1 protein-coding gene is annotated in these 788 nt (G+C 69.3%); it reads left to right on the plus strand.

Annotated elements, in window-relative coordinates:
• The coding region (locus OE856_RS13735) for a dihydrolipoyl dehydrogenase family protein (protein WP_412174894.1) at nucleotides 1-788 on the plus strand (788 nt) is incomplete at both ends.

Raw genomic sequence — 788 nt, forward strand, 5'->3', positions numbered from 1 at the left:
CCGCCCCCGCGGCCGCAGCCCCCGCCGCGCCTGCCGCCGTGGCCGCCACCGGCACCGCCTCGGGCCCCGGCGATATCCATGCCGAGGTCGTGGTGCTGGGCTCGGGCCCGGGCGGCTACACCGCCGCCTTCCGCGCCGCCGACCTGGGCAAGAAGGTCGTGCTGATCGAGAAGGGCGCCACCCTGGGCGGCGTCTGCCTCAACGTGGGCTGTATCCCGTCCAAGGCGCTGCTGCACGCGGCCAAGGTGATCACCGAGGCCGAAGAGATGGCCGAGCACGGCGTCAGCTTTGCCGCGCCCAAGGTCGATATCGACAAGCTGCGCGGCTGGAAGGAAAGCGTGATCAACCAGCTGACCGGCGGCCTGTCGGGCCTGGCCAAGGGCCGCAAGGTGCAGGTGGTCAACGGTTACGGCACCTTCGCCGGGCCGAACATGATCGAGGTGCAGGACGACGAGGGCGTCAAGACCGTCAGCTTTGACCAGTGCATCATCGCCGCCGGGTCCGAGCCGGTGACGCTGCCCTTCATCCCGCATGACGACAGCCGCGTCATCGACAGCACCGGCGCGCTGGAACTGGCCGACGTGCCCAAGCGCCTGCTGGTGCTGGGCGGCGGCATCATCGGCCTGGAGATGGCCATGGTCTATGACGCGCTGGGGGCCAGGGTCACCATCGTCGAGCTGATGGACCAGATCATCCCCGGCGCCGACAAGGACATCGTCAAGCCGCTGCACAAGCGCATCGAGGGCCGCTACGAGGCGATCAAGCTCAAGACCAAGGTCACCGCGGTC

The sequence above is a fragment of the Actibacterium sp. XHP0104 genome (assembly GCF_025751515.1).
Lineage (GTDB): Bacteria > Pseudomonadota > Alphaproteobacteria > Rhodobacterales > Rhodobacteraceae > Actibacterium_D.